Source organism: Paenibacillus sp. FSL H7-0331 (genome assembly GCF_001956045.1).
In genome coordinates this window covers 18,809-28,125 of sequence record NZ_MRTH01000059.1, presented here as the reverse complement: position 1 = coordinate 28,125, position 9,317 = coordinate 18,809, and the positions used below count along the sequence as shown (strand labels likewise).

Sequence of the window (9,317 nt, the reverse complement as noted above, 5' to 3'; positions counted from 1 at the left end):
GGGAAGATTGCGGAAGGGCGGGATTACCGGAACTGGACATAATGGAAGTGAGTGATAAAACCCGTTCAGGGTACTCACACTGGCTGCAATCTGGGCGATCATGCCGCCCATCGACCTGCCAACGAAATGTGCCCGGTCAATTGAAAGGGCGTCGAGCAGTCCGATAGCGTCGTTGGACATGTCATCGAGAGTGTAAGGGATGTCCGGTCGCTGTCCCGACATGAGAGAGGTTGATATTTCCAGTCTCTTTGATCCGACGAATTATTTGGTATCTCACTTTAATTCAACGGACAAATTTATGGAGGGGCAATACTTCCTAACCGATCACCAAAAAGAGATAAAACGCAATGTCTTAAAGCAAAAGCTCATTTCGAGCACTGCCTACGTTTCCATCGAAGGCGCTGCCGGAACAGGTAAGACATTACTGACTTATTCAATTGCTAAGGAGAGTATGGACAAAGGGAAATCAGTGCTGATTGTCCACGTAGGAAAGTTGAACGTGGTCATATTAGGCTGATTCATAAATATAAGTGGAAAATAGCACCGATTAAAGATTATAAGGATTATGACTTTTCGAAATATGATGTCATTATTTTTGATGAAGTACAACGGGTTAGCAAACCTCAATTAGAAGATATCATAGGTAAAATTACAGCGGGTTCCACAGTAATCTTCTCCTACGATGGGGAACAATGCCTATCCGACTGGGAAATTCAAAGTGATGTACCGATGTATATTAAAAGCCTCACGCCGCACTCATCCTATAAACTAACAAAGAAAATTCGTACGAATAAGGAGATTGCCTCGTTTATTGTGAAGTTGTTTGATTTAAAAAGCTCTCATTCGTCAATGAGCTATCAAAACATTTCCGTTCAATATTTTTCCGATGCCATTTCAGCAAAGAAATACAGTAATAACTTAAGTCAAGAAGGATGGAAGGCGATCAACTTCACACCTTCAAGATATAAACAATTGCCTGCTGATAGGTATCATAATCACCACTTTGACACGGCTCATGATGTAATCGGCCAAGAGTTCGATAACGTTATTGCTTTCTTGGATCATACATTCTATCACACGGAAGAAGGGAAATTGTTCACCCGAGGGTTCAGCCCCTATTACCATCCGACCAAGATGTTTTTCCAAATTCTAACGAGAACACGGAAAAAGCTTCACCTGATTATCATTAGAAATGAATTGCTGTTAAGCACGTGCTTAGGTATTCTCGGAATAATGCCCGAACCGGAAGAAGAAAATTAAGCGAGTTGCCTTTCATTAAACACAAGAGACTGAAGAGGTTCGCCGGTCTCTTGTGGAAGCTGCTAAAAGCGTGAGGGGAATTCTTCAAGGTATTGAAGATATAGTATGCGATGGAACCCCCTGCCCTCCTCTTCTGCAGTTATGCCTCCTCCAGTGCCATCTTTTTATTTTTCTCATACCAATGGCTTTCGGTTGCTCGAAGTTGTAGTTGCTAAAACGGTGCGAAGCTTCAGCTCGTGCTCCTTATTGGATCCTCCGGAAGCACCGGTTCGGCTCGATCAGTTCGCCGTAGGCGGTACCAGCCGACTAGCGAAGTTGTAGTTGGATTGCCAGTCTAATGTAGTGTAGCGCTTAGAAAAATGTAAATGAGCCCATCACCGTAATTTGGAAGCTTCTTATTTCCAATTTTACATGGCAATGGGCTATTTATGTTCAATGTAAAGCAGTGTAAGATACTGTCGTTTATAAGACATCGCCATCAGCTAACTCATCCGCTTGGCGTTCGTAATTTTCTAAATTAGCTGGGATCTTTAACCTTACTTTACCGCCATCAAGGATTACTACCATTTTGCTCGCGTGTTTGAAAGGATCATACGGTTCATTGTTTTTAAGGCATGAGTATAAAACTTGGGCAATTTTACCGCATCGAAGGGTAGTTAACTCCAGCGACATGCCATACCACTCTCGGTTATTAGTTCGTCTGCAGACCTAGAAAACTCCTTGAACGCATTCTCTAACTCTTCAGTTACATCTTCTGGATTTATTGCTAGCCCCTCAATTGAAACCCTATAGTCCTTTCTTTTCGGTGTCACAGCATAACCGGTGGCGAAAACGACTGGAAACTTCTTCATGAAAGTAAATATTTTTTGGACAGTGGGAGAGTTATTCTGTTTTTCATCTGGATTTATGAATTGATTATTAATCAGATCTTCTAGTGCTGACACTTGAATGGGGTCAAATCTAATAATTCTATTTATTCTATCTTCCCAGTCAATTGATAAACCTAGTATCTTATCTCTTGCTCGAACATCTTGATTGAAATCAAACATTTTTGGTAATTCCATTTTAGTCCTCCTAATTTTCTAACGTAATTCTGAAAATTTTACTTTACCATATAAAGTTAAAAATGGGCATTTCAGATTTTTTAACTGCGCATTACTTGCTATTTGTCTCAACACCCAACAGTACATCTGTATCAAATACATTATTTTGTGAGGATGTTACCGCGGTGTCTACAAAAAACGCGATAACGCATCAAACAGACAGAAATGACAAGAACCTGGCTACATAAATGACAAGAACCTGATTACATTCCCCACAGGTCTTTTAATGAGAACATAAAAATAAGGATGAACATGTTCATCCTTATTTTTATGTTCTTAGACTTCTTTGTTTCAACCAAGTATCAAAACTAACTGCGTAGCCGCTAAATCCGCAAACACTATGTCCACTAGGATTAGTATACCTTAAAGGATTATTCTGTACATACGTGTAGGAAGGGAACCTGGATAGAGATGGGGGTTCATATCGTTAATATCTTTTGATGTGGCGTAAACCAATTCTTTGCCTTTATCCGTCGCCCCCATTTTTGCAGCATTGCCCCCATTGCAGCCTGCCAGCAATACAATGATAACCATTAAAGCAGATAGTATGCCAACCATTCTTCTTGTCATTTCATATCTTCCTTGTGCATAGCACGTAACAATTGATTATGTAAGATTGAATTTTACAAACTGGATTTCCCTTTCATGGCAACGATCCTGTAAACAACTTTTTTGCTAGAGTATCCTTTCCTCCCTTGTTTTATACGTAATTATTACTATTATATTATCCTCGATTTGAGATAGCGTCAATCCCCTTACGCAATGCTACCTTAAAATTCAGAAAATCGTTCATGCCGACAAATCAGGCACCAGCCTTTAGTGAACATTTTGTGAACGCGTACGATCGAAATGACTCTTTGTAGCCATTTTTTTTGCCTATTTGGAAGCTATAATTACTCTGTTCCAAGCTTGGCAAAAAGAATTTAAAGCTGTTAATTGTCTTGGCTTGCTTCAACTTTTAATGAGAGGATGTCATACACTTGTCAATGCCAGCTCCCAAGCTTCCAAAGACAATCCCGGGTGAACCCGAAATTTCAAAGGAGGAAGAACAACACACCAAAACCGCCCGCCTAATCAAGGGATCGATGTATGGCTTAGTATGGCGGTGGCATTTTTTTGCCGGGATCATCTTCGCTCCCATCATTGCCTTACTCGCTATTAGTGGCGGTATTTATTTGTTTAAGACGCAAATTGAAAACCAGCTATACGAGCATTTATACCAGGTGAGTGCCGTTGGCTCCTCTACCCTTTCACTGACCGAGCAATCCAACCGCGTGAAAGAGGCTTATCCCGATGCTCAAATCAGCGCGGTAACGGTGTCAGATGATCCCAAACAATCCACAAGATTCAGCGCCACTGTCAACAAAGCAGCATCTACCGTATTTGTCGATCCTTACAAAGGCTCCATTATAGGGACGCAGAAGTCGGATGAAACCTTTATGGCTATAATAAAAAAGCTCCACAGCCAATTTGTTGTAGGTGGCGATGTAGCAAATCGGCTTGTGGAGCTTACCGCATGCTGGACACTTATTCTGCTCATCAGCGGACTTTATTTATGGTGGCCAAGAAATCGGGCTGACATATGGGGAACCGTACTTCCTAGATTGCGCGGCACCAATAAAAGAACGTTCTGGCGGGATGTGCACGCTGTCCCTACGTTTTGGCTGTCCTTGCTTATTGTGCTTATTATTCTGGGCGGACTCCCTTGGTCCGGTGTGATGGGCAAGCAGATCAGCAATTTTGCCAACGCAACGAACACATCGAACCCTCCATTCGCCAACAACTTTATGGCGAAACCTTTATCTAATGCCCCAGTTACCAAGGATGTGGCTGAGAATGTACCTTGGGCTGCTGAGAATCTACCCGTACCTTATTCAACAGCAGCCCAAAGCACTGTCTTGGCTGTGGAGGATATTGTTACAGTCGCCCAACTGAAGCGTGTAGATCCACCTTATACCATATCCATGCCTAAAGGTGAACAAGGTGTTTACACCTTGTCGGTTTCAGCCTCGAGCCCTGTCAGCAATGTAACCATGCACATTGACCAATATTCGGGCCATGTGCTGTCTGATATCCGCTTTGCGGATTATGGTGCCACTGCCAAGTATATTTCCTTAGGGATTGCGTTTCATGAGGGGCACCTGTTTGGATGGCCTAACCAACTGCTCGGATTAATTGCCTGCTTAGGATTGTTGCTATTTGTAATTAGCGCCTATACGATGTGGCTGAAGCGCAAGCCTGGAGGGAAGCTAGGTGCCCCGCCTAAAGCTAAAAACCCTAAGCTAGTCCGCAATTTGGGTATCATCATCATAGCGTTAGGTATCATCATGCCTCTTGTTGGTATTTCCATCATTATTGTGTTCTTGCTGGACCGATTTGTTCTAACACGAATTCCTAAATTGAAGTCATGGTACATGTAAAGGAGAGCTCGAGCATGAAATCGATATACACAAGTTTGGCTGCGGTTGTGCTACTGGTGTCCGTAACGGGATGTTCACTTACACCTACCATCCGCAGCGGCACGGCGGATGGTATCAATCCACAGCATGTGAAAGCGGAGATTGTTCTTCCGGAGCGCATAGCTCCGCATACGGAGGCTTCTCTACGTGTTAAGGTGACCGATAAGGGGGTTCAGGTCAATCAAGGAGCGCAAGTTGATTTTGAAATTTGGAAATCAACCGAAGGCAACCCGTCCAAGCTGCGTCTGTCCCCAGTTTACGAAGGTGAGGGCGTTTTTAAAGCAGCCTATACCTTTGATCAGGATGGTATCTATTACTTACGAACCTATGTGACATCCGGCGACCAGAGTATTATGCCAGCCCAACGATTTATTGTAGGCAAACCAAGCGATGCAGAGCTTGCACAATTTGTGGGCAAATCGTCAAAGCCTGCAGATAAAACCAGCGAGAATGCTGGAGGCGGAAGTCACCATTAGCAAAACTTGATTTGGGATAAAAAAGAATCGGCCCCGCACACTGTGATAGTGAGTTGGAGGCCGATTCTTGTATTCAGGGTTCAATCGATTTTAAATATTCAACTATGGTCTTGTCATCTGGCAGCTCGCCGGCAACTGCTTTAACCAGCCTACCTTGCTTGTCAATGGGAAATGTTGCAGGAAGTCCCTTTACTTTATAGCTTTGTGCAGCCTCACCGCTTGGGTCCAACCAAACAGGAAAATCAATCCCAAGTGTTGTCAGAAACTCCCTTGCAGTCCCTCTGGACTCTCCTACATTTACCGCGATGATTTCTACATTGGACGCTTTCGATCGATAGGCTTTGTTCATACGAGGCATCTCATCAACACAGGGTGTGCACCAGGAAGCCCAAAAGTTCAGCAACACGCCCTTGCCCCTGTAATCGGACAACTTTATACTGGCCCCCTCCAAAGTGATGGAGGTAAAGTCCGGAGCAGCGTCCCCCGGCTTGAGGCTATTAGCTAGTTTGGGCTGCGGCTGAAACAAGGTATACATCAAAGCAGCGCCGATAACAACGATCACGATCAAGGTAGTCCATTTAGGCCATTCCTTCATGGCTGAGCGATCTCTATTGCTGACACGTACGGATCAGGATAAGCAAACAGCTTATCAAAGGCTGCAGTTAAACCATAAGAGCCGTAACGCTCGATTAACGAGGCTGTAGTTCCCTGCTCAGCGATCTTACCCTCCTTCAGGAAAATGACATAGTCGGAAATCGACTCTGCAATTTGCAGCTGGTGAGTAGAGAAAATAACTGCATGTCCTTCACTCTTGACGTACCGGATCAGCTCGACAAAGGATCCCATCCAGTAAGGGTCCAGACCATTTGTCGGTTCATCCATAATAAGCAATGACGGCTTAGCCAAAAGGGCTTGAGCAAATAACAGACGCTGCCGCATTCCTTTAGAAAAGGAGCTTACCTTTGAGCGTCGTACTTCCAGAAGACCAACAAGCTTTAATACTTCGCTCACCCGTACAGATGAAACCTTACGCAAGGATGCCCAGAAAGCTAAGGTTTCCTCGGCGGACAAGCCTTGCCCAAACAAATACTCGTCCGGCATGTAGCCGATTTGATGTGCATAACCCTTACGATCGTGCTTCCACGTCTTGCCTTTAATCCAAATCTCGCCTGCTGTGGGCTGCAGAATGCCTGCAACCATTCTGAGCAGCGTGCTTTTTCCAGCGCCATTGCCCCCGCATAAGGCAAGTACTTCCCCTTGACCCAGCCGTAAGCTTGCATCATGGATGATCAACCGTCCTCCCAGCTCCTTGCGGATGCCAGAAAGCTCCAGCACATTATTATCCACGCGACCGACTCCTCTCCCAAATCAGGTTGGCAAAGCCAACCGAGAGCCCAATCCATACCAGACAGAGAAGGATGAATATCCAGGCACCTGCAGGATGCTTGATCCACTGAACCCATTGATAGTACTCGGGTCCCAGTACCGCCCCCCCGCCAAGTTTGATAACAACAAATAGTCTTACCAATTCAGACGGGTTGATCAGCGTGAGTGCGGTTAACGCTGGCTTGATCCAGATATAGGGCAGCAGTCCGAGCACAGCGATCAGTAGTGTCGGCCAACCGATGATGGCAAAAAACCAAACCGTGACAGCAAAGGTCAGCGCCTGCCAACGATTGCGTGCCAGTGTCCCAAGCACAAGGGCAATCGCCAAAAACAAAAGTACCAGGCCTGCTGTAAAAGAAAAGAACAACCCGAAAGCATCCGCTGCCAGCCCTTTGCCAGTCATGAACCCAACTACTCCTGTAATTCCGTAGCCAAATGCAACAATGCTCAGAAGAACTGTGCTCAAACCAATGTATTTGCCTGCAACAAAAGATAAGGTGGAAATGGGATAGGTCGACAAGAGCTGCCAGCTTCCCTCTTCTTTTTCTGCTGTAAGTGAAAATGCCCCGAGCAGCAGCGTCATTAAGGGCAGCAAATACAGAGTCAAATTTAGCATAGAGGCCGTGGTACTTGAATACCCCTGGGAGAAATACTGGACATTAATGACAAGCAGCGACAGGCTGAACAAGGTAAACAAAACCATAAAGGAGTAGGACCAGGGATTGCGAAAGCCAATTTTTACTTCCCGAAGCGCAATGTGAAAGGTGCTCATTTACCGTGCATTCCTTTATCGGCGTTACCGGCTTCAGGCTTTTTGGTTGAGCTGTCTTGCATTTTATGGGCTCCATCCATATCCATGTGCATGGTATTGCTGCTTCTTTCCCAAGTGTGTGTGCTTAAATCGGCTGCGGTCATCAGCTTGCCCTTCTTTTGGCTGTCAATAAAGGCTTCAGCATCGCCCTTGCTCTTAAAAGAATAAATCCCATAGGCCATTGGCGTTTTAAACGAGGGATGAAATACGTAGCTGGCCTCTTCGAACTTGATCCAATCCTTGGTATTATAATCTCTGACAAATTGGGCTCCAATACTGTCCACACTATTTTTTTGCTTCCATTCATTCATGCAGCCTAAATCATCAAATTTAAAGTTTTTGCCTTCCTTTGTCGTTAACTGAACGGCATAGGCATCATCTTTAACCTGCATATTACAAATGACACAAATGTCTACCTCTTCGTTAATGGGAAGAGCTTTATATTCGCTTTTGGCGCAAGCGGAGAGAAAGAGAACCATACATAGAAAAGCAGCTGTTGCAAATAAACGTTTCATCTTTGTTTAACCCCCAAATAAATTGTACTTACAGAAAGAAGCAGAAGCAGCAAGGAGCTGAGCAGCAGAGTACTAGAGCTTGAATCATCGTTAATCACCATCATGGACTGAGCAGGCTTCATGAGAGGATTGAGATCAGATGACCACTCGGAATCCTCCATTACCGACATACTTTCGAGAAATTGCATGCCCGGAGATTGAAAAAAAAGCTGATAGGCGGCATTTTTGGAGGTCAAGGCTTGGAAAAACGGATTGATTGGGTAGGAAAGTTCACTAATTCCATCTCCATTCGTATCGATTCCGCGAAATGCTTCCCAGAAGTTTCCCGAAAAACTGTTATTTTGGCTGTCAGTTGCCTGGGCTTCAATCACATTGCCAATAAAATCATTTGCTGTAAATCGATTGGATTCGGATTCAATAAATTGAACTCCAATAAAGTTGTGGTGCACTTCATTGTCCTCAAATTCATTGTTAAAGGATTGTTCGATATACAATCCAACCCGATTTCCCTCCACCTTGTTATTCCGTATACGTGAGCTTTGAACATCGAAAAACAGCAGGCCCTGCGAGTTGACACTCTCATTTTGTTTAATAAACGTGTTGTCTCTGATCTCTGCCCCTTTGACTCCCATCACCATCGCACCTGTGATATTGAACATACCGGTATTGCCTTTGACGAAGGTTCCCTCGGTGTACATACAGTGAACACCATATCTGGAATGATCAACTTGATTATGTTCCACACGATTTCGGTTGCTGCTTTCCAAGTAGATGCCGTCAAACATGGAAGAGATCGTATTTCCTATTATGAGATTGTCATGAGCGTTAAATAAATCAATTCCGTTACGCTTTTCTGTTAGCTTGCTGGTGCTGGAGTCCTGAGATGAACGCTGGATTGTGGTATCCCTGATTTCATTAAAGCTACCATCCTGAATCAGGATGCCAAACGCTTGCGTCTGAATATGTAACGAAGCCAAGACATTTCGATTGCTTGCCACTAATACAGCGCTTGTTTCTCCCCGGCCCTCCTGAATAATGGATATCCCCTTTAGAAGAACATGATCGGCTTCAACACGGATAGCTGGACGATCTTCAGCTGAATTCACAAGAGTTACCTGCGCTTCTGAGACAATGGAAATCGGTTTTTTCACAATGATGGCTTCATGGTAGGTATCTGAGGGAAGATTCAGTACTCCACCCGCCGGGGTAGCATCGATCAACTGCTGCAGTCTCCCTGACGAAGGCGATTCTGCCGCATAGATGGAGTTCTTTGCAGAATCCCATCCCCACATGCAAATGAAAAGGAC

Annotated in this window: 11 protein-coding genes and 1 pseudogene; 4 read left to right on the top strand and 8 right to left on the bottom strand. The window is 44.4% G+C overall.

What is annotated here, in order from left to right; all coding sequences use genetic code 11:
* Positions 1-237, bottom strand: a pseudogene (locus tag BK127_RS44600) (alpha/beta fold hydrolase); the annotation flags it as partial.
* Between BK127_RS44600 and BK127_RS38880 the strand changes: the two are divergent.
* Positions 200-517, top strand: coding sequence for a DEAD/DEAH box helicase family protein (locus tag BK127_RS38880; protein WP_076238040.1), 318 nt, complete (start codon positions 200-202; stop codon positions 515-517). The pseudogene BK127_RS44600 and the gene BK127_RS38880 overlap by 38 nt on opposite strands.
* Positions 466-1,260, top strand: a complete 795-nt coding sequence (locus BK127_RS38875) for a DNA/RNA helicase domain-containing protein (RefSeq protein ID WP_144026692.1) — start codon at positions 466-468, stop codon at positions 1,258-1,260. The genes BK127_RS38880 and BK127_RS38875 overlap by 52 nt, the downstream gene beginning before the upstream one ends.
* A 656-nt stretch (positions 1,261-1,916) precedes the next feature.
* On the opposite strand, the gene BK127_RS43310 is transcribed toward BK127_RS38875, so the two are convergent.
* Entirely contained in the window at positions 1,917-2,324 is a 408-nt protein-coding gene (locus BK127_RS43310; protein ID WP_076238037.1) for a hypothetical protein, read from the bottom strand.
* Between the two features lie 402 nt (positions 2,325-2,726).
* Positions 2,727-2,933 carry a hypothetical protein gene (locus BK127_RS38860; RefSeq protein WP_076238036.1) on the bottom strand — a complete coding sequence of 69 codons (207 nt, stop codon included), beginning with the start codon at positions 2,931-2,933 and terminating at the stop codon, positions 2,727-2,729.
* A gap of 416 nt (positions 2,934-3,349) precedes the next feature.
* Between BK127_RS38860 and BK127_RS38855 the strand changes: the two genes are divergently transcribed.
* Both BK127_RS38855 and BK127_RS38850 read left to right on the top strand, forming a co-directional pair.
* Positions 3,350-4,783, top strand: a complete 1,434-nt coding sequence (locus BK127_RS38855) for a PepSY-associated TM helix domain-containing protein (RefSeq protein WP_083689920.1) — start codon at positions 3,350-3,352, stop codon at positions 4,781-4,783.
* Positions 4,784-4,797: 14 nt separating this feature from the next.
* Positions 4,798-5,298: a FixH family protein gene (locus BK127_RS38850; protein ID WP_076238035.1), complete on the top strand. Its 501-nt coding sequence runs from the start codon at positions 4,798-4,800 to the stop codon at positions 5,296-5,298.
* 73 nt (positions 5,299-5,371) lie between these two features.
* Here BK127_RS38850 and BK127_RS38845 read toward each other — a convergent pair whose 3' ends face one another.
* The 5 genes from BK127_RS38845 to BK127_RS38825 are packed head-to-tail and all read right to left on the bottom strand — an operon-like array spanning position 5,372 to position 9,302.
* The gene (locus tag BK127_RS38845) at positions 5,372-5,893 is read right to left on the bottom strand and encodes a redoxin domain-containing protein (protein ID WP_076238034.1); all 522 of its coding nucleotides are present in this window, start codon (positions 5,891-5,893) and stop codon (positions 5,372-5,374) included.
* Entirely contained in the window at positions 5,890-6,645 is a 756-nt protein-coding gene (locus tag BK127_RS38840) for an ABC transporter ATP-binding protein (RefSeq protein ID WP_076238033.1), read from the bottom strand. The genes BK127_RS38845 and BK127_RS38840 overlap by 4 nt, the downstream gene beginning before the upstream one ends.
* Positions 6,638-7,456, bottom strand: coding sequence for an ABC transporter permease (locus tag BK127_RS38835; RefSeq protein WP_076238032.1), 819 nt, complete (start codon positions 7,454-7,456; stop codon positions 6,638-6,640). The genes BK127_RS38840 and BK127_RS38835 overlap by 8 nt, the downstream gene beginning before the upstream one ends.
* A complete protein-coding gene (locus tag BK127_RS38830) occupies positions 7,453-8,010 on the bottom strand; it encodes a nitrous oxide reductase accessory protein NosL (protein ID WP_076238031.1) in 558 nt (185 codons plus the stop codon). Before BK127_RS38830 ends, BK127_RS38835 begins: the two co-directional genes overlap by 4 nt.
* Positions 8,007-9,302: a right-handed parallel beta-helix repeat-containing protein gene (locus BK127_RS38825; RefSeq protein WP_179097769.1), complete on the bottom strand. Its 1,296-nt coding sequence runs from the start codon at positions 9,300-9,302 to the stop codon at positions 8,007-8,009. Before BK127_RS38825 ends, BK127_RS38830 begins: the two co-directional genes overlap by 4 nt.
* Positions 9,303-9,317: the final 15 nt, after the last annotated feature.

Bases quoted from the DNA above. Each gene is read 5' to 3' on its own strand.
- BK127_RS38880 (WP_076238040.1), top strand. From the start codon at position 200: ATGTCCGGTCGCTGTCCCGACATGAGAGAGGTTGATATTTCCAGTCTC.
- BK127_RS38830 (WP_076238031.1), bottom strand. From the start codon at position 8,010: ATGAAACGTTTATTTGCAACAGCTGCTTTTCTATGTATGGTTCTCTTT.
- BK127_RS38835 (WP_076238032.1), bottom strand. From the start codon at position 7,456: ATGAGCACCTTTCACATTGCGCTTCGGGAAGTAAAAATTGGCTTTCGC.
- BK127_RS38855 (WP_083689920.1), top strand. From the start codon at position 3,350: ATGCCAGCTCCCAAGCTTCCAAAGACAATCCCGGGTGAACCCGAAATT.
- BK127_RS43310 (WP_076238037.1), bottom strand. From the start codon at position 2,324: ATGGAATTACCAAAAATGTTTGATTTCAATCAAGATGTTCGAGCAAGA.
- BK127_RS38845 (WP_076238034.1), bottom strand. From the start codon at position 5,893: ATGAAGGAATGGCCTAAATGGACTACCTTGATCGTGATCGTTGTTATC.
- BK127_RS38825 (WP_179097769.1), bottom strand. From the start codon at position 9,302: ATGTGGGGATGGGATTCTGCAAAGAACTCCATCTATGCGGCAGAATCG.
- BK127_RS38850 (WP_076238035.1), top strand. From the start codon at position 4,798: ATGAAATCGATATACACAAGTTTGGCTGCGGTTGTGCTACTGGTGTCC.
- BK127_RS38860 (WP_076238036.1), bottom strand. From the start codon at position 2,933: ATGACAAGAAGAATGGTTGGCATACTATCTGCTTTAATGGTTATCATT.